Below are 18,384 nucleotides of genomic sequence, written 5' to 3'. Positions count from 1 at the left end.
CACCATGGACGCGGCCTTTCGCGGCGAGGCGGGACGCGCGGGAGGGCAGACCGGCGGGGAACTCCGGGAGCGGCCCGCCGACGCGGGCTACCGGGTCTGGGCGCTGGACGGGCTTCCCGAAGTGCGTCAGGGGGACGACCTGGCGAAGCTCATCGCGACGACCGGGCCCGGACTCGTGGACGGGGACGTGCTGCTCGTCACCTCCAAGATCGTCTCGAAGGCCGAGGGCCGGGCGGTCGAGGCCGCCGACCGGGAGGCCGCCATCGACGCCGAGACCGTCCGGGTCGTGGCACGGCGCGGCGCGCTGCGGATCGTCGAGAACCGGCAGGGTCTCGTGATGGCCGCCGCCGGGGTCGACGCCTCCAACACCCCTGCCGGGACAGTGCTGTTGCTGCCCGAGAACCCCGACGCCTCCGCGCAGGCGATCCGTGAGGGACTGCGGGACGCCCTCGGCGTGGACGTCGGCGTCGTGATCACGGACACCTTCGGCCGGCCCTGGCGCACCGGGCTCACCGATGTCGCCATCGGCGCCGCGGGCGTGCGGGTGCTGGACGACCTGCGCGGCCACACCGACGCGCACGGCAACCCGCTGAGCGCGACCGTCGTGGCCACGGCCGACGAACTCGCCGCCGCCGGTGACCTGGTCAAGGGCAAGGCCTCCGGGCTGCCCGTCGCCGTCGTGCGCGGCCTGGCCCATCTGGTGACCGACGCGGAGGACACGGGCGCGCGGGCGATGGTGCGCGACGCGCGGGACGACATGTTCCGGCTGGGCACCTCGGAGGCCGTACGGGAGGCCGTGACCCAGCGGCGTACGGTACGGGCCTTCACCGACGAGCCCGTCGACCCGGGCGCCGTACGCCGTGCGGTCGCGGCGGCGGTGACCGCTCCCGCGCCGCACCACACCACGCCCTGGCGGTTCGTGCTCCTGGAGTCCGCCGGGTCGCGGACGCGGCTGCTCGACGCCATGCGGGACGCGTGGATCGCGGATCTGCGGGGCGACGGGAAGAGCGAGGAGTCCATCGCCAGGCGGGTCCGCAGGGGCGACGTGCTGCGCAAGGCGCCGTACCTCGTGGTGCCGTGCCTGGTCATGGACGGCTCGCACACCTACGGCGACGGACGGCGGGACGGCGCCGAGCGCGAGATGTTCGTGGTCGCCACCGGGGCGGGCGTGCAGAACTTCCTGGTCGCGCTGGCCGGGGAGCGGCTGGGCTCCGCCTGGGTGTCGTCGACGATGTTCTGCCGGGACGTCGTCCGTGAGGTGCTGGGGCTGCCGGAGAACTGGGACCCGATGGGGGCCGTGGCCGTCGGGCACGCGGCGGAGGAGCCGAGAGCCCGGCCGGAACGGGACGGCGCCGCGTTCATCGAGGTGCGCTGATTCTGGCGGGGCGCCTTGACCGGGGGTGCCTCTACCGGGGGCGCCTTGACCGGGGGATGGTGGCCCTCCGACCCGGTGGGTGGGCCTCCGGCCCGGCTTGGGTGGCGGGCCGGGGCCCTCGTGGGTGCCGGTTCCGTTCCGGCGTGAGCGCCGGTGCGATCCCGGCGTGGGTAAACGGGTCGGCTCCGTCGTGAGTGCCGGGTCCGTTCCGGGCTTGGGGGGGGCAGGCCAGGTCCGTCGTGGGTGCCGGGTCCGTTTCCGGCGTGGGTGGACGGGCCGGGTTCCCCGTGGGTACCGGTTCCGTTCCGGCTTGGGTGGACGGGCCCGGTCCTCCGTGAGTGGCGGTCGGGTGTGGGTTCTGGTTCGGGGTGGTCGTCCGCGGTGTCCCGGCATCGTGTCGTGGGGGAGCGCCTACTCTCGTAGGACAGCCCGAGAATCTCTAGGACCTCATCCGTGTCTGGACGTTTCGCTCCCCGGCCGACGCGTACGACCGTGCGCGGCGGGCATGTCGTGGTGCCCGGCGGGACTCCTGGTGGCGTGCCTGGCGGAGTACCCCGCCAGGCTGCCGCGCCCGGACACGTCCGCACCTGGACACCCGTCGGGCCGCTGGACCTCGGGCTCGTGCTCGGGCCGCTGCGGCGCGGACCGGGCGATCCGACGTTCCGTACGACGCCCGACGGCTCCGTGTGGCGGACCAGCCGTACGCCCGCCGGGCCGGGGACGCTGCGGGTCGCTCTGCGTGGCGGGGTCGTCCGGGGCGAGGCCTGGGGCCCTGGAGCCGAATGGCTGCTCGACCGGCTCCCCGACCTGCTCGGCGCCGCCGACGACCCCGAGGCCTTCGAGCCGCGGCACCGGCTGGTCGCGCTCGCCCGGCATCGGCGGGCCGGTCTGAGGCTGGTGCGGACCGGGCTCGTCATGGAGTCGCTGATCCCGTCCGTCCTGGAGCAGAAGGTCACCACCGACGAGGCGTACCGGGCGTGGCGGCTGCTCGTGCGGAAGTTCGGGGAGCCCGCTCCGGGGCCCGCTCCCGAGCGGATGTGTGTCATGCCGGCGCCGCGGACCTGGGCGCTGATCCCGTCCTGGGAGTGGCACCGGGCCGGGGTCGACGACAAGCGGGCCGCCACGATCCTGCGGGCCGTACGGGTCGCGGCGCGGCTGGAGGAGGCCGTCGGGTTCGATCCCGTACAGGCACGGCGGCGGCTGGAGCTGGTGCCCGGTGTCGGGCCGTGGACGTCGGCGGAGGTCGTGCAGCGCAGTCATGGCTCGGCGGATTCCGTGACCGTGGGGGATCTGCATCTGCCGGGGATCGTCGGGTACGCGCTGGCCGGGGACCGGAACGCGGACGACTCCGTCATGCTGGAGCTGCTGGAGCCCTATGCCGGGCAGAGGCACCGGGCCGCTCGGCTGATTCTGCTGGCCGGGCGTACTCCGCCGCGGCGTACGCCGAAGATGCCTCGCACGGACATCGGGCTGCTCTAGGCGGGCCCGGCGTCCGCCGTCTCCAGCTGCCCCGCTTCGCCTCCGCCCGCCTTGCGCCGCCCCCGTCGGTCATGCCTGAGCACAAGCGGGATTTCGCCCCCTCCGCCCCTGCCCTTCCCGTACCTGGGGCTCCGCCCCAGACCCCGCTCCTCAAACGCCGGAGGAGCTGAAATCTGCCCGCGTGGGCGAGAGGATGCCGGAGGAGCTGAAATCTGCCCGTACAGGCGAAGGGTGCCGGAAGGGCTGAAATCTGCCTGTGCAGGCGAAAGAGTGCTGGAAGGGCTGAGATCTTCCCGTACAGGCGAAGGGGGCTAGAGGGGCTGAAACCCGCCCGTACAGGCGAAAGAGTGCCGGAGGGGCCGGAATCAAAGGGTGCCGGAGGGGCTGGGTCTGTCAGCCCCTCCGGCCGGGTGTGCGGGATCTACTGGTCCGACGAGAAGCGGAGCGTGGCTGCCGGGATCTGGGCGTCGCACCAGACGCGGACTCCCTCGCGGAGTTCGTTGTCGGGGCCGACGACCGCGCCGTCGCCGATGACCGTGCCGGTCAGGATGGTGCGTTCGCCGATGCGGGCGCCGGCGCCGACGAAGGAGTCGGTGACGACGGCGCCGGGCTCGACGACCGCGCCGGCCAGGACCGTGCTGCCGGTGATCCTGGCGCCCTCACCGATGCGGGCGCCCTCGCCGACCACCGTGCCACCGGTGAGCTTGGCGTCGGGGGCCACCGTGGCCGTGGGCAGGACCAGACGGTCGCCGCAGCGGCCGGGTACCGCCGGGGACGGAGCGCGCCCGAGCACCAGGTCGGCGGAGCCGCGGACGAAGGCCTGCGGGGTGCCCAGATCCAGCCAGTAGGTGGAGTCCACCATGCCCTGGAGGTGGGCGCCGGTGGCCAGGAGCTCCGGGAAGGTCTCGCGCTCGACCGAGACCGGGCGGCCCGCGGGGATCGCGTCGATGACAGAGCGGCGGAAGACGTACGCGCCCGCGTTGATCTGGTCGGTGACGATCTCCTCGGGGCTCTGCGGCTTCTCCAGGAAGGCCGTGACGCGCCCGGTGGCGTCGGTGGGGACCAGGCCGAACGCGCGCGGGTCCTCCACACGGGTGAGGTGCAGGGAGACGTCCGCGCCCGTCGTCTCGTGGGCCGCCACCAGCGCCGGGATGTCCAGGCCGGTGAGGATGTCCCCGTTGAAGATCAGGACCGGGTCGTCGGGGCCCGAGTGCAGCCGGGAGGCCACGTTGCGGATGGCGCCGCCGGTGCCCAGCGGCTCCTCCTCGGTGACGTACTCGATGTGGAGGCCCAGCGAGGAACCGTCACCGAAGTACGGCTCGAAGACCTCGGCGAGGTAGGAGGTCGCCAGCACGATGTGCTCGACACCCGCCGCGCGCGCCCGCGCGAGCTGGTGCGTGAGGAAGGGGACCCCGGCCGCCGGGACCATCGGCTTGGGTGTGCGCACGGTGAGCGGACGCAGCCGGGTGCCTCTGCCGCCGACCAGGAGGATCGCTTCTGTCACCTGTCGTCTCTGCTTCCTGCCGGGACCGGCCGAACTGTCTTTCGGCCGGCCAGTGTATGCAGACCGTTCGATGGCGCCCTCGATGGCCGTGCGGGTGTCCTTCGACGGGCCTCTGCCGTGACTTCAGGTGATCTCCCCCGGCCGGCCCGGCCGACCCGTCGCCGGCCGTGCCGTTCCGGGGAGCCGTGCGGCGGTCTAACGGCCCTGGTAGCGGGCCGCGGTCGTCCTGGCGGAGCCGAGCTTGCCGTAGAGAAGCCGTCCGGGGCACTCCGTGGCGAACCCGTCCCGATGGCCGGAGATCACATTCAGTCGTACGTTCTTTCCTTTTCGGTAGAGGTTGCCACCGGCCGACTTCAGGTATGTCTTGCCACGCGGATTGGCCCCGTACAGACCGAGTTTCCATGCCGTCAGCCGGGAGATGGCCTTGAGCGCGGCGTCGGTCGGCTTCGTGGCGCCGAACGTGCCGATCACGGCGATCCCCATGCTGTTCGTGTTGAACCCGCGGGTGTGGGCACCCATGACCGCCTTCGCGACGCCTCCCGCACGGCCCTCGTAGATGTTGCCGCACTTGTCGACGAGGAAGTTGTAGCCGATGTCGCGCCAGCCGCTGCTCACCACGTGATAGCGGTAGATGCTGCGGATGATCGAAGGCACCTGCGAACAGCTGTACTTGTTGCCCGACGCCGTGTGGTGCACGAAGGCCGCCTTGACCGTCTTCGTGTAGAGGAAGCCGCGCTCGCGCAGATTCTCGTTCGCGCCCCAGCCGTGCCGCGTGATGATGCGGGGGCGCGGGCCGATGTACGGCGTCGTGCGCCGCTGGGCCGTGCCGTCGGAGAAGTACGTGCGCACGGTCTCCTCGCGGGAGAGCGCGGGGACCACGGTGGCCTTCGCACCGCCGCCTTCCGTCACGCCCGGGTGCACGCTCTTGGCGCGCAGGCCCGAGGGCGCGCCCCCGGCCCGTCCGGCCGTCCGGGCGTCCCGGCTCGGGGGACCCCCGCCGGGATCGACCAGTTCGAGGCGCAGGCCGCCGGGCAGCGTCGCGGCCGCCGGGGCGGCCGCGCGCCTGTCCTCGGGGCCGTCTCCGGCGTCGTCCTCCGGCTCCGGAGCCTCTCCGGCGTCCCGCGCCGCCCGTTCCGCCTCGACGCGGACTTCGACGCCGTCCGAGTTCCCGACCCACAGGGGAGCGGTGGAGCCGTGCACCCGGCTCGACGCGCTCTCGGCGGTGTCAGGGTCGGCGGCGTGCTCGTCGTTGTGGGCCTCGACGTCCTGCCAGTCCGACCAGTCGCCGGTGCCGGCGGCCCGGGTACGCACCTGGACACGGCCGTTCAGCTCACTGCCCGGGTCGTCCCAGACAACGCCGACCAGGGAGAAGGGCCGTACGTTCCGGCGCGCGAGGCCCTGTGTCGGTGCGGCCGGGCCGAGAGACCGTTTACGGGTGAGGGGAACGAGAGGCAGGGACTGGGTGCTGCCGGGGGCGGCGGCCTCCGATGTCAGCGTCGACGGCCCGGCCTTGGCCGGGGTGGCGGGCAGGGTCAGCGGAAGGGCGAGAGCGGCCGCGCAGGTGACGCCGACCGAGGAAGCAAGGAATCCACGCATGCTCCTGATCCTGAACATAGTCATACATATCTGTCCATCGCGGAATTGACGGACCGTCGGACGTGCTCCGCCGAACCGGTGGTGCGTGCGGCCCGTGCCGCGCGGCGTCCCCGCGTACGCTTGCTCGCGTGAAAGCCACCGACCGCACCCCTGCCGACCTGCTGCGATCCGCGCTCTCCGAGGACCCCGCACGTCCTTTGGTGACCTTCTACGACGACGCGACGGGCGAACGGGTCGAATTGTCCGTGGCCACCTTCGCCAATTGGGTGGCCAAGACCGCCAACCTGCTCCAGGGCGAGATGTCCGCCGAGCCCGGCGAGCGGGTCGCGCTGCTGCTGCCCGCGCACTGGCAGACGGCGGTGTGGCTGCTCGCCTGTTCCTCGGTGGGCGTCGTCGCGGATCTCGGCGGTGACCCGGCGGCCGCCGACCACGTCGTCGCGGGCCCCGGCCGGTTCGACGCCGGGCTCGCCTGTTCCGGTGAGCGCGTCGCCCTCTCGCTCGCGCCGCTGGGCCGCCGCTTCCCGACGCCGCCCGCGGGATACGCCGACTACGCCGTCGAGGTGCCGAGCCAGGGCGACCGCTTCGCGCCGTACGCGCCCGTCGACCCGGAGGAGCGGGCCCTGATCGTCGCCGGGGCCGCGTACACGGGCGCGGAGGTCGTGGAGCAGGCCCGCGCCGACGCCCCTGGCCTGGATCTGACGGGCCCCGGTTCACGCATCCTGTCGGCGCTCTCGTACGACACCTGGGAGGGCGTGGCCGCGGGCCTGTACGCGCCGCTGGCGACCGGCGGATCCGTGGTGCTGTGCCGCAATCTCGGCGGGCTGGACGACGACGCGCTCGCCCGGCGGATCGAGAGCGAGCGGGTGACCGCGACGGCCCGATAGGACGGGCCGACAAGACGGGCCCTCAAGGGGTACCGGCCTCCCGGCGGGCTCCTGAGGGGCGGCCTCCACGCCGGGGGCGTCGCCCGTTCGGCCCATCATCGGCCCCCCTCACCTGCCGCGCCGGGACATGGTCGTAGGAACAGCCGGACCCGTTCGTACGCCATGAGGGGTGGTGGTCCCGACGTGACCGACACCGCGGGCACTCCCTCCGGAAGTCCGGAGGAGCAGGGGCGGGGAGCGTCGCCCACCGGGGCGGGGGCGGGACGCCGGCGGCGGCGCTGGCTGCGCTGGACGGCGACCGGGGTGAGCGTGGTGGTCCTGGGCGCCGTGGCGGTCGGCTGGGCCGCGTACGAGAAGCTGAACGGGAACATCACGGCCGACAACGACACGGCGGCCGAGCTCGCCCGGTACGAGAGGGAACGGCCCACCGCGCTCGTGCGCGACGCGCAGAACATCCTGCTGATCGGGTCCGACTCGCGCTCGGGGGCCGGCAACAAGAAGTACGGCCGCGACTCGGGGACGGAACGGTCCGACACCACGATCCTGCTGCACCTCGCGGCGAACCGGCGCAGCGCGACAGCCATGTCGCTGCCCCGCGACCTGATGGTGGACGTGCCGGGCTGCCGGCGCCCCGACGGGACCCGCACCGACCCCATGTTCGCGATGTTCAACTACGCCTTCGAGGTGGGCGGCTCGGCCTGCACGATCCGGACCGTCGAGAAGCTCACGAACATCCGCGTCGACCACCACATGGTGGTGGACTTCCACGGCTTCAAGGACATGGTCGACGCGGTGGACGGCGTCGAGGTGTGCCTGCGCGAGCCGATCGACGACAAGGCGGCGAAGCTGAGACTGCCCGCGGGCAAGGTCGTCCTCGACGGCGAGCAGGCGCTCGGCTACGTGCGTGCCCGCAAGAGCATCGGCAACGGCAGCGACACCGACCGGATGGACCGCCAGCAGAAGTTCCTCGGCGCGCTGATCAGCAAGGTGCGCAGCGACGACGTCCTGCTCAACCCTGCGAAGCTGTATCCGGTGCTGGACGCGGCCACCTCGTCGCTGACCACCGACCCGGGGCTGGCGAGCCTGCGCGGCCTGTACGACCTCGTCCGCGGCCTGCGCGACATCCCCACGGACAGCATCCAGTTCCTGACCGTGCCCCGGACGTCCTACGTCCTCAACGCCAACCGCGATCAGCTCATGGAGCCCGCGGCGGCCCGGCTCTTCAAGCGGCTGCGCGCGGACAAGCCCGTCGTGGTCGCGAAGGAACCGCCGGCGCGACCCGCCCAGGGCCAGGCGCCGCATTCCGTAAGCCTGTACGGAAACTCCTTGCGCGATTACGAAGAGGAGTCGAACGGCGACGGAATGTCGACGGCAATAGGGGTTGCCCGCCTCTCCGGCACACCCGATCCGGCCCCGACTTTCCGAGGCAACACGGCGGCCCAGGACGCCTGCGGGTAAAGCGCACACCAAGGTGGGGAACAGCTGAGCTAAGAAGTCTCTGAAAATGGGGCGGATTGCCCGGTTGTAGGAACGTTGAATTTGTCACGGCCGTCGCTGGACGCTGAACTGGGCGGATAGTGTGAGCGACCCGGTGCACCCGGCCACGAGGTCCGTCCTGGAGGTCGCGCACTGCTTGACCGAGACCCGAGCGCCTTTTGAGGGGGAAAAGGGCGCCGCGTGGCCCCGACGGAGGATTCAGACAACCGTGGACGCGCAAGGCCGTGGGCGGGCGGACGACATCGACCCCGCAGACCAGTGGGTGCTCAACCCGAACACCGGTGAATACGAACTGCGACTGCCCCCTTCCGGAGCGCAATCGGGCGTGCCGCGACCGCGGAGGGGCTCACCCTCCGCGGCGACGCGCACCCGAAGCGCACCGGGACGGGACCGCGCGGCACCGGGACGGGACCGTGACGCACCGGGACGGGACCGTGAGGATCCCGGCACCGACGTGCCGGGGCCGCGCCGTCGGCGCGCCGAGCCGCCGGAGCCCCTGCCGGGGCGCAGGCGCGGCCGCAACAGGCCGCCCAAGAAATCGAAGGCGAAGAAGATAGTGCTCTGGACCGGCGGCACCATGGCGCTGGTCCTGGTGGCTGTCTCGGGCGCCGCGTACGCCTACCTCAAGCACCTCGAGGGCAATGTCCAGACCGAGGACGTCGGCGGTTCCGCCAAGGACGGCTTCAGCAAGGACGAGGCCTTCAACATCCTCATCATCGGCACCGACAAGCGCACCGGTGCGGGCAACGCGGGATACGGCGACAAGAACAGCGTCGGGCACGCGGACACGAACATCCTGCTGCACGTCGCCAAGGACCGGACGAACGCGACCGCGATGAGCATTCCGCGCGACCTGATCGTCGACGTCCCCGAGTGCAGGTCGAAGCAGGAGGACGGCACCGAGAAGGTCATCAAGCCTTCGGAGAGCGTCCGCTTCAACACGAGCCTGGGCCAGGAGGGCCGGAACCCCGGCTGCACGATGGACACGGTCAAGGCGGTCACCGGCATCACGGTCGACCACTTCATGATGGCCGACTTCAACGCCGTCAAGACGCTGACCACCGCGGTCGGCGGTGTCGAGGTCTGTCTCGCCAAGGACGTCGACGACGACGACTCGCACCTCAAGCTCTCCGCCGGCAAGCACACCATCGAGGGCGAGCAGGCCCTCGCCTTCGTGCGCACCCGGCACAGCTTCGGCAACCAGGGCGACCTCGACCGCATCAAGGTGCAGCAGCAGTTCGTGGGCTCCCTGATGCGCAAGATGAGCTCCAGCGACACCCTCACCAGCCCGACCAAGCTGGTCAAGCTGGCCGAGGCCGCCACCAAGGCGCTCACCGTCGACACCGGCATCGGCAGCGTCAGCACGCTCAAGGACATGGCCCTGGAGCTGAAGAAGGTGCCGCCGAAGAACATCACCTTCACCACGGTTCCGGTGATAGACAACCCGGCCGAGAAGGTGCACGCCACCGTCGTGGTCAACCCGAACACGGCCCAGTCGGTCTTCGACGCGATCAAGAACGACGTCTCCTTCAGCGCCGTGAAGCAGAAGGAGAAGAAGGAGAAGGCCGCGGTGGCCGCCCGCCTCAAGGGCTCCCGTTCCGCCGCCTCCGAGATCCGCGTCGACATCTACAACGGCGGCGCCGAGTCCGGCTCCGCACAGGAAACTCTTAACTGGCTGCAGAATGATGAGGGCGTGCTCAAGTCCAGCCAGCTGGGCAACGCCGACGCACCGCTGAGCAAGACGACCCTGGAGTACTCTCCCGACCAGGCCGACCAGGCACGCAAGCTGGCGGATCTCATGGGGCTGTCCGGTTCGGCGATGAAGCCCGGCAAGAGCGAGAAGAACTCACAGGGGCTGCCCGCGATCGTGCTGACCCTGGGCAAGGACTTCAAGGGCGCCGGAGTGCCTTTGACCGCTGCGACGAAGGCGCCGGACGTGGAGAAGTCCACGGCGGACAAAACGGTGTGCGCGAAGTGACCTAACGGGTCCGTCAGGCGTCCTACAGGGCGCGAGCGGTTGTCCGGCCGGGCGTGGAAACGCCCGGCCGGACGCCCGACGGACCCGTTTGTCAGGCGCAGGGTGGGGAGAGGCTGAGAGATGGCGCGAAGCAGTGTGCGCGGGGAGGGAGCACGACCACGTGTCCCGCAGGCCGGCGAACTGGGCTGGGACGACAGCATGTACGAGGAGGGCGGCGAGTCCGTCCGGACGGCTGACGGCGTCAGTGCCCGGACCGACGGCGACGACACCGGGCCGCAGGGGCAGGTGCCGCGCGGCGGAGACGACGACGGACGGCACGGGACCACGGGCCGCCCCCGGCGCAGACGCCGAATACTGCGCTGGTCGGCGATGGTGCTGTCGGTCCTGATACTCGGCACCGCCGGTGCCGGCTATCTCTACTACCGGCACCTGAACAGCAACCTCAAGCAGGAAGACCTGAACATCGGCGACGCGAAGGACCGCGCCGCGAAGACGAAACCGAACGCGGCGGGCCAGACCCCGCTGAACATTCTCCTGATCGGTTCGGACGCCCGGAACTCCACCGAGAACCAGAAGCTCGGCGGCGCGAAGGACACCTTCGACACACCGGCCCGCGCGGACGTCCAGATGCTGCTGCACCTGTCCGCGGACCGCACCAACATGTCGGTCGTGAGCATGCCGCGCGACACGCTGCTCCAGATACCCAACTGCACCGACCCGGAAACCGGGAAGACCTACGCCGCGAGCTCGTCGCTGACGATGACGAACGACTCGCTGGGCCGCGGCGGCCCCGGCTGCACGGTCGCGACCTGGGAGAAGCTGACCGACATCCACATCGACCACTTCATCATGGTCGACTTCGCGGGTGTGGTGTCGATGGCCGACGCGATCGGCGGCGTCCCCGTCTGTGTGGACGCCAACATCTACTCGCACACCTCCACCGGTCACGGCTCCGGACTCAAGCTCGAGAAGGGCACGACGTCCGTCAAGGGCAAGCAGGCCCTGCAGTGGCTGCGCACGCGGTACGGCTTCGAGGACGGCAGCGACATCGGCCGGACCAAGGCCCAGCACCAGTACATGAACTCGATGGTGCGTCAGCTCCGTGAGAACGCCACGCTGAGCAACCCGGCCAAGCTGCGCGGCCTCGCGGAGACGGCCACCAGCACGCTGACCGTCGACCAGGACCTGGGCTCGGTCACCAAGCTCTACGACCTCAGCAAAGAGCTGAAGAAGGTCCCGACCAAGCGCATCACCATGACCACGATGCCGTGGGTGTACTCCAGCGACGGCAACCGGGTGCTGCCCAAGCAGACGGACGCGGACAAGGTCTGGCGGCTGCTGCGCGAGGACATCGCGCTGGACGGCAAGGACAAGAAGAAGACCGCGGAGAAGACCTCCTCGGATCCGGCCGCGGCGGACGACAAGATCGCCGTGCAGGTGCAGAACGGCACCCGCACCAGCACGCTGGCCCCGGTGTCCGGACGCGCGAGCGCGGTGAGCGAGCTGCTCGTCGGCGAGGGATTCACGCAGGCGAAGGCCGACCCGTCGACGGTGACCACCGAGGCGACCACGGTGATCCGCTACCCGAGCGCCGATCTGGAGGGTGACGCCCTGCGGCTCGCCAAGGCCCTCGGGATGTCGACCCACGCGGTGGAGAAGTCGGCGGACGTCTCCGGGATCACGCTCGTCGTCGGCGCCGACTGGCGGGACGGCACGACGTACAAGGCACCCGAGGACGACGACTCGGCGCCCGAGTCCGCGAAGCTCGACAAGGGCTCGGACACCAAGGCCTGCATGCACGTCAACCCGGACTACACCTGGTCGTAGAACCGGCCGACGGTGAACGGCAGTCGGGCCCCTCTCGAAATCGAGAGGGGCCCGACTCATGTCTGGTGGGACGGCGGCTCAGCGGGTCGCGCCGACGACCGCCGGCCGACGGGACGCGATGACCTTCTTCGCCAGGGACCTGGGGCTCGTCAGGAAGCCCCAGCCCCACGACATGTGCATCGTCGCGAGGGCCACGGGGATCTGGAGCCGGGCCTTCGCCGGCAGCCCCTTGCCCGCGGGCAGCGAGCCGAGCCCGATGGCCGCGAGATAGCCGGCCGGGACGATCAGCCCCCAGGGCGTCAGTGCCGCGCCGACGACCACGCCCGCCGCGATCGCGCAGACGGCGGTCGGCGGGGCGAGGTAGCGCAGGTTGATGGAGCCCTCGTGGTAGCGGGCGACGACGTGCCGCCAGCGGCCGTAGTCCTTGTACTGCTTGGCCAGCGCCTTGACGGACGGCCTCGGCCGGTACGACACCCTCAGCTCGGGCGAGAACCAGATGAGGCCGCCGGCCTCACGGATCCGGAAGTTCAGCTCCCAGTCCTGGGCGCGGATGAACTCCTCGTTGTAACCGCCCTGCCGCTCCAGCGCCTCGCGCCGGAACACCCCGAGGTACACGGTCTCGGCCGGGGCCGCCTCACCGCCCGTGTGGAAGGCCGCGTTGCCCACGCCGATCTTCGACGTCATGGCGGCGGCGACGGCGTGCTCCCAGTCGTTCTCGCCCTCGGCGTGCATGATGCCGCCGACGTTCTGCGCGCCGGTCTCCTCCAGGAGCCGTACGGCGGTGGCGATGTAGTTAGGGGACAGCATGCCGTGCCCGTCGACGCGCACGACGACGGGGTGCCGGGACGCCTTGATCGCGGCGTTCAGGGCCGCGGGCGTGCGCCCGGTCGGGTTCGGCACCGTGTGGACGCGCGGGTCCTCACGGACGAGTTCGGCGGCGATCTCGTCCGTCCGGTCCGTTGAGGGACCGATGGCGATCACGACCTCCATCTCGCCGTCGTACTCCTGCGCCAGGATCGCTTGGACGGCCCCGCGCAGATGCCGCTCCTCGTTGAGGACGGGCATGATCACAGAAACGGCGGGGGACCGCACGTCAGACTTCTCGCTCATCGGAACTCACGTTACCGCGAACGGGGGACACGGTCGCGCGCCGCCCGGCGTAAGGACCGGGCCGCAGATCGTATGGGCCTACCGTGCACACGGATCCCCACGCCAGCGGAACGCGGCTCCGTCCGGCCCCGCGGAACGCTTCCCTCCCCCGTCCAGCCTCGCGGAGGTGTCCCCCTTGCCCACGCCGCCCCGCTCCCCCGTCCGCCCTCAGCGCCCCCCGCAGCCGTCTCCCGCGCGGCGTCCTGTCCGGCGCTCCGGCGGACGGCCCGTACGGCGCAGGAGGCCACGCTGGGCCATGCGGGCGCTGACCACCGTCTCCGTGGTGGTCCTCGCCTCGGCGGGCATCGGACACGCGGTGCTGAGCAGCCTGGACGCGGACATCACCCGGGTCGACCCGTTCAAGGACATGAAGAACCGGCCCGAGGGCGGCCACGGCATGAATCTGCTGATGGTCGGCACCGACGGCCGGGAGAAGATCACCGAGGCGGATCGGCGGAAGTACCGGCTCGGCGGCGCGCCCTGCCACTGCACCGACACGGTCATGATCGTGCACATCTCGGAGGACCGGGAGCGCGCCAGCATCGTCAGCCTGCCGCGCGACTCCTACGCCGAGGCGCCCGCGCACACCGACGAGGTCACCGGCAGACGGCACGCCCCCCACCCCCTCAAGCTGAACGCGGCGTACGCGGAGGGCGGCCCGACCCTGACCGTGCGGACCGTCGAGAACATGACCCACGTGAAGATCGACCACTACATGGAGGTCGACTTCACCAGCTTCATGAAGACCGTCGACGTGCTCGGCGGCGTCCGTATCTGCACCGCGCAGCCGCTGAAGGACAGGTACACCGGCCTCGACCTGGCGGCCGGCCCGCATGTGCTGGGCGGCGGACAGGCTCTTCAGTACGTACGGTCCCGGCACACCGACGGCTCCTCCGACCTCGGCCGGATGAAGCGCCAGCAGCGCTTCCTGGCGTCACTCGTCTCCCAGGCCACGTCGTCCGGGGTGCTGCTGAACCCGATGAGGTTCCGGGACGTGACACGGGCGGTGCTGGGCTCGGTGCGGGCCGACAAGGGGTTCGGCACGGACGAGCTGCTGGACCTGGGCCGGGCGATGCGGAACTTCTCCCCGTCCTCGTCCGAGTTCACGACCGTGCCGATCGGGCAGATGGCCTATGCCGTCAAGGGCATCGGCTCGACCCTGAAGTGGGACGAGCCGAAGGCGAGGAAGCTGTTCCAGGAGCTGCGTGAGGACAAGCCGCTCGCGGCGCCCCGGGCGCCGCGGCCGGGGGCCGTCCGGGTCGCGGTGGCCCCGCAGCGGATCCGGGTCCAGATCGAGAACGGGACCTCCACGACGGGTCTCGGCAAGCGGGTCGACGGCGCGCTCGCCGCCACCGGCTTCCGGACGACGGGCCGGCCCACGACGGCCCACGACCCCACGGTCCGGCGCACCGTCGTCGCGTACGACCCCCGCTGGGACCGCTCGGCGAAGTCCCTCGCGGCCGCGCTGCCCGGTGCCGAGCTGCGCGCGGTCCGCGGGCAGGGCCCGCTGCTGAAGGTGATCGCCGGTGCCGACTTCAAGCGGGTGACGCGGGTACGGGCCGACGATCCCGCTCAGGGCGAGTCCGGGGTGGTCACGGGAGACCAGGTGGTGTGCCCCTGACCCGGGACGCGTGATCCGGACGGCAGGCCCTACTCGTCGAGGCCTTCCGCCGCCCGCTTCTCGCGGAGTTCCATGATCGCGCGACGGCGGGCCAGCCGGTGCGTGCGGCGGATCTGCGCCTCCTGGAAGCGGCGCTCGTCACGCTCGGTCTCGGTGATGACCGGTGGCACCCGGCGGGGCTTTCCGTCGCCGTCGACGGCGGCGAAGACGAGATAGGCCGAACCGACCTGCTGAGGCGGGGTGGACTCGTTCCAGCGCTCTGCCAGGACCCGCACACCGACCTCCATCGAGGTCCGTCCGGTCCAGTTGACCTGGGCCTTCACATGGACCAGGTCACCCACGCGCACGGGTTCGAGGAAGGCCATCTCGTCCATCGAGGCGGTGACGGCGGGCCCGCCGGAGTGCCGCCCCGCCACGGCGCCCGCCGCGTCGTCGACGAGCTTCATGATCACGCCACCGTGCACCGACCCCAGAAGGTTCGTGTCGTTGTGGGTCATGATGTGGCTGAGGGTGGTCCGGGACGCGGAGGTCGGCTTGCCCGGGATGTCGTTTTCCGGGTTGGGGGCCTGGTCTGTCATGTCCTCCACCTTATGCCGGGCGCATGGCGGTCTCTTTGCATCAGGTCTGCAACAGGCGTGACCCAGATCTCCCTGCTCTCTTGTAAGGCGCCTGGTGGAGAGCGGCACACTGGTCCGCATGAATGATTGGCCCGACGGGTGGTCCGACGACAACCGCAGCAACCGCTACGGACGCGGCAGCGCAGGCGCACAGCCTGAGAGCGCCCGCGTCATGCGCCAGGTCCGCCGTGGGCCCGCCGCACCCGCACCGGGCCAGGGCGCGCCGCCGTACGGCGCCGGGGTGCCCCGGCAGCCCTCGTACGTCGACGGCCAGGGCCACGACGAGGGCCAGGGCTACGACAACGGGTACGACTCCGGCTACAACAGCGGCCATGTGTACGGCAACGGACCCGGTGGTCCGCAGGGCCCCGGCGGCGGTGACGCCTACCCCCGGCGCCCCGCGCCGAACTGGCGGCGCCGGATCAAGTGGACCGCGATCACGCTGGTCACCGCGCTGGTCGTGGTCTCCGTCGGAACGTACTTCTGGGCCGACTCCAAGCTCCACCGTGACGTGGATCTCTCCAAGGTCATAGACCGGCCGGAGACCGGCGAGGGAACGAACTATCTGATCGTCGGTTCCGACAGCCGCGCCGGCATGTCCGCCGAGGAGAAGAAGAAGCTGCACACCGGCTCCGCCGAGGGCAAGCGCACGGACTCGATGATGATCCTGCACACCGGCAGCAACGGCTCCACGCTGCTCTCGCTCCCGCGTGACTCGAACGTCACCATCCCGAAGTTCCAGGGCTCCGAGTCCGGCAAGATCAAGGGCCCGCTGGGCCCGAACAAGCTGAACGCGGCCTACGCGTTCGACGGTCCCACGCTTCTGGTCAGGACCATCGAGTACAACACCGGCCTGCACATCGACCACTACGTGGAGATCGGCTTCGCCGGGTTCGCGGGCATCGTCGACGCGGTCGGCGGTGTCGAGATGACGCTCGACCAGGGCTTCAAGGACAAGTACTCCGGCGCCGACTTCAAGGCGGGCAAGCAGACGCTGAACGGCGAGCAGGCCCTCGCCTTCGTCCGTACCCGGCACGCCTTCGCCGCCTCGGACCTCCAGCGCACCAAGAACCAGCAGAAGTTCCTGGCCGCCCTGGCCCACCAGGTCGCGACCCCCTCGACGGTCCTGAACCCGTTCAAGCTCTACCCGACGATGGGCGCGGGCCTGGACTCACTGGTCGTCGACAAGGACATGAGCCTGTGGGACCTGGCCGACATGTTCTGGGCCATGAAGGGCGTCACCAGCGGCGACGGCATGTCCATGAACATGCCGATCTCCGGTTCCACCGGCGGCAACCTCGTCTGGGACAAGGCGAAGGTCAAGACACTGGTGGACGAGCTCAAGAACGACGAGAAGGTCACGGTGACAGGCAACTGACCCGTCACCGAACGGCGTTGACGGCGACCTGAACCGTTCCGGCCCGCCGATGAACGGCAGAGGTGGGAGGCACCCCGGGGTGCCTCCCACCTCTGCCGTTCATCGGCGATCACCGGTCCGCGATCCGGTGCCGACGGGGGCGTACTACGGCAGGTTCCTCGCCATCACGATCCGCTGGACCTGGTTCGTGCCTTCGTAGATCTGCGTGATCTTCGCGTCGCGCATCATGCGCTCGACCGGGTAGTCGCGGGTGTAGCCGTAGCCGCCGAGGAGCTGGACGGCGTCCGTGGTGACCTCCATGGCGACGTCCGAGGCGAAGCACTTGGCGGCGGCGCCCTGGAAGGTGAGGTCCTTGTCGCCGCGCTCCGACTTGGCGGCGGCCGCGTACGTGAGCTGGCGGGCGGCCTCGATCTTCATGGCCATGTCCGCGAGCATGAACTGGACGCCCTGGAAGTCGGCGATCGGCTTGCCGAACTGCTTGCGCTCCTTGACGTAGCCCTTGGCGTAGTCGAGGGCGCCCTGGGCGACACCGAGGGCCTGGGCCGCGATGGTGACGCGGGTGTGGTCCAGGGTCTTCATGGCGGTCGCGAAGCCGGTGCCCTCCTCGCCGATCATGCGGTCGGCGGGGATGCGCACGTTGTCGAGGTAGACCTCGCGGGTCGGGCTGCCCTTGATGCCGAGCTTGCGCTCCGGAGCACCGAAGGAGACGCCCTCGTCGGACTTCTCGACGACGAACGCGCTGATGCCCTTGGAGCGCTTCGTCGGGTCGGTCACCGCCATGACCGTGTAGTACTCGGAGACGCCCGCGTTGGTGATCCAGCGCTTGACGCCGTTCAGGACCCAGAAGTCGCCGTCGCGCACGGCCTTCGTCTTCATGCCGGCCGCGTCCGAACCGGCGTCCGGCTCGGAGAGGCAGTACGAGAACATCCCGTCACCCTTGGCGAGCGGGGTCATGTACTTCTTCTTCAGGTCCTCGGAGCCGGAGAGGATCACCGGCAGCGAGCCCAGCTTGTTCACCGCGGGGATCAGGGAGGAGGACACGCAGACGCGGGCCACCTCCTCGATCACGATGACCGTCGCGAGGGCGTCGGCGCCCGCGCCGCCGTACTCCTCGGGGACGTGCACGGCGTGCAGGTCGTTGGCTACCAGGGCGTCCAGCGCCTCCTGCGGGAAGCGGGCTTCCTCGTCCACAGCGGCGGCGTACGGCGCGATTTTCGCCTCGGCCAGCGAGCGGATCGCGTCCCGGAGCATGTCGTGCTCCTCGGACGGGCGGTACAGGTCGAAATCAGCCGATCCGGCCAAGGTCTCTCACGCTCCAAAAGGTGCTGTGCTGGCGGCGCTAACTACCGTTAAGTAACACAAATTTTAAGGGTCTGCCCGCAAGACGGATACGTGACCTTGGCGACAGGGGTAAAACCGCCGGTGAAAGCGCTCCCCGAAGCCCCGACTATGCTCAGGCGCGCACCTACGCGCCGCACA

The 18,384-nt window shown here is 70.7% G+C and carries 13 protein-coding genes; 8 read left to right on the top strand and 5 right to left on the bottom strand.

Annotated elements, in window-relative coordinates:
* Positions 1 to 4 precede the first annotated feature (4 nt).
* Together OG780_RS25195 and OG780_RS25190 are read left to right on the top strand one after the other, a co-directional pair.
* Positions 5 to 1,375 carry a coenzyme F420-0:L-glutamate ligase gene (locus OG780_RS25195; protein ID WP_328458367.1) on the top strand — a complete coding sequence of 457 codons (1,371 nt, stop codon included), beginning with the start codon at positions 5 to 7 and terminating at the stop codon, positions 1,373 to 1,375.
* 453 nt (positions 1,376 to 1,828) lie between these two features.
* Entirely contained in the window at positions 1,829 to 2,854 is a 1,026-nt protein-coding gene (locus OG780_RS25190; protein WP_328451761.1) for a DNA-3-methyladenine glycosylase family protein, read from the top strand.
* Between the two features lie 421 nt (positions 2,855 to 3,275).
* On the opposite strand, the gene OG780_RS25185 is transcribed toward OG780_RS25190, so the two are convergent.
* The gene (locus tag OG780_RS25185) at positions 3,276 to 4,358 is read right to left on the bottom strand and encodes an NDP-sugar synthase (RefSeq protein WP_328451759.1); all 1,083 of its coding nucleotides are present in this window, start codon (positions 4,356 to 4,358) and stop codon (positions 3,276 to 3,278) included.
* A 195-nt stretch (positions 4,359 to 4,553) separates the two neighbouring features.
* Positions 4,554 to 5,954: a peptidoglycan recognition protein family protein gene (locus OG780_RS25180; RefSeq protein WP_328451757.1), complete on the bottom strand. Its 1,401-nt coding sequence runs from the start codon at positions 5,952 to 5,954 to the stop codon at positions 4,554 to 4,556.
* Positions 5,955 to 6,082: 128 nt separating this feature from the next.
* On the opposite strand from OG780_RS25180, the gene OG780_RS25175 reads away from it, so the two are divergent.
* The 4 genes from OG780_RS25175 to OG780_RS25160 all read left to right on the top strand — a co-directional run bounded on the left by OG780_RS25175 (position 6,083) and on the right by OG780_RS25160 (position 12,140).
* Positions 6,083 to 6,838 (top strand): TIGR03089 family protein, encoded by a 756-nt coding sequence (locus OG780_RS25175; protein WP_326787379.1) that lies wholly within the window; start codon positions 6,083 to 6,085, stop codon positions 6,836 to 6,838.
* 183 nt (positions 6,839 to 7,021) lie between these two features.
* Entirely contained in the window at positions 7,022 to 8,296 is a 1,275-nt protein-coding gene (locus OG780_RS25170; RefSeq protein WP_443062205.1) for an LCP family protein, read from the top strand.
* A gap of 247 nt (positions 8,297 to 8,543) precedes the next feature.
* On the top strand, positions 8,544 to 10,313 hold the full coding sequence (locus OG780_RS25165; protein WP_328451752.1) for an LCP family protein: 1,770 nt from the start codon (positions 8,544 to 8,546) through the stop codon (positions 10,311 to 10,313).
* A 120-nt stretch (positions 10,314 to 10,433) separates the two neighbouring features.
* Positions 10,434 to 12,140 carry an LCP family protein gene (locus OG780_RS25160; protein WP_328451750.1) on the top strand — a complete coding sequence of 569 codons (1,707 nt, stop codon included), beginning with the start codon at positions 10,434 to 10,436 and terminating at the stop codon, positions 12,138 to 12,140.
* A 78-nt stretch (positions 12,141 to 12,218) separates the two neighbouring features.
* Here the strand turns inward: OG780_RS25160 and OG780_RS25155 are convergent, their stop codons facing one another.
* Positions 12,219 to 13,250, bottom strand: a complete 1,032-nt coding sequence (locus OG780_RS25155) for a glycosyltransferase family 2 protein (protein ID WP_328451748.1) — start codon at positions 13,248 to 13,250, stop codon at positions 12,219 to 12,221.
* 175 nt (positions 13,251 to 13,425) lie between these two features.
* Between OG780_RS25155 and OG780_RS25150 the strand changes: the two genes are divergently transcribed.
* Positions 13,426 to 14,910, top strand: coding sequence for an LCP family protein (locus tag OG780_RS25150; protein ID WP_443062204.1), 1,485 nt, complete (start codon positions 13,426 to 13,428; stop codon positions 14,908 to 14,910).
* Positions 14,911 to 14,939: 29 nt separating this feature from the next.
* Here the strand turns inward: OG780_RS25150 and OG780_RS25145 are convergent, their stop codons facing one another.
* Positions 14,940 to 15,488: an acyl-CoA thioesterase gene (locus OG780_RS25145; protein WP_326787373.1), complete on the bottom strand. Its 549-nt coding sequence runs from the start codon at positions 15,486 to 15,488 to the stop codon at positions 14,940 to 14,942.
* 118 nt (positions 15,489 to 15,606) lie between these two features.
* On the opposite strand from OG780_RS25145, the gene OG780_RS25140 reads away from it, so the two are divergent.
* Complete coding sequence (locus OG780_RS25140) at positions 15,607 to 16,905, top strand: LCP family protein (RefSeq protein ID WP_328451743.1); 1,299 nt, start codon at positions 15,607 to 15,609, stop codon at positions 16,903 to 16,905.
* 144 nt (positions 16,906 to 17,049) lie between these two features.
* Here OG780_RS25140 and OG780_RS25135 read toward each other — a convergent pair whose 3' ends face one another.
* Positions 17,050 to 18,207: an acyl-CoA dehydrogenase gene (locus tag OG780_RS25135; RefSeq protein WP_328451741.1), complete on the bottom strand. Its 1,158-nt coding sequence runs from the start codon at positions 18,205 to 18,207 to the stop codon at positions 17,050 to 17,052.
* Positions 18,208 to 18,384 lie beyond the last annotated feature (177 nt).

The organism is Streptomyces sp. NBC_00386 (assembly GCF_036063235.1).
In the GTDB taxonomy this organism is placed as follows: domain Bacteria; phylum Actinomycetota; class Actinomycetes; order Streptomycetales; family Streptomycetaceae; genus Streptomyces.
Note: the sequence above shows the minus strand (reverse complement) of the source record. Positions and strands in the feature narration are given on the sequence as shown.

What these genes read in the sequence shown, in the direction of transcription:
- OG780_RS25195 (WP_328458367.1), top strand. Translation starts at nt 5, where the DNA reads ATGGACGCGGCCTTTCGCGGCGAGGCGGGACGCGCGGGAGGGCAGACC.
- OG780_RS25180 (WP_328451757.1), bottom strand. Translation starts at nt 5,954, where the DNA reads ATGCGTGGATTCCTTGCTTCCTCGGTCGGCGTCACCTGCGCGGCCGCT.
- OG780_RS25160 (WP_328451750.1), top strand. Translation starts at nt 10,434, where the DNA reads ATGGCGCGAAGCAGTGTGCGCGGGGAGGGAGCACGACCACGTGTCCCG.
- OG780_RS25155 (WP_328451748.1), bottom strand. Translation starts at nt 13,250, where the DNA reads ATGAGCGAGAAGTCTGACGTGCGGTCCCCCGCCGTTTCTGTGATCATG.
- OG780_RS25145 (WP_326787373.1), bottom strand. Translation starts at nt 15,488, where the DNA reads ATGACAGACCAGGCCCCCAACCCGGAAAACGACATCCCGGGCAAGCCG.
- OG780_RS25140 (WP_328451743.1), top strand. Translation starts at nt 15,607, where the DNA reads ATGAATGATTGGCCCGACGGGTGGTCCGACGACAACCGCAGCAACCGC.